The sequence below is a fragment of the Geitlerinema sp. PCC 9228 genome (genome assembly GCF_001870905.1).
Classification (GTDB): domain Bacteria; phylum Cyanobacteriota; class Cyanobacteriia; order Cyanobacteriales; family PCC-9228; genus PCC-9228.
Map to the genome: position 1 here is coordinate 1 of NZ_LNDC01000072.1, position 243 is coordinate 243.

The window sequence follows — 243 nt, forward strand, 5'->3', positions numbered from 1 at the left end:
TCGGGGAACGCAAAGACTGGATCGACAGTCGAAAGTGCCCGGTCAATGCTTGCAGTCTCCAGAAGGAATACATCATCCCAGCCGAACCCCTCCATCCCGATTCCTACCGCCAGAAGAAAGGGTTAACTGAATCCAAAAAGACGAACCCTGAACTCAAAGCGGTTCATTCTCAAGTGCTTCAGGATGCGATTGGGAGAGTTGATGCAGCTTTGGTCGCCTTCCACCAAAAGCGAACCGGGTTTC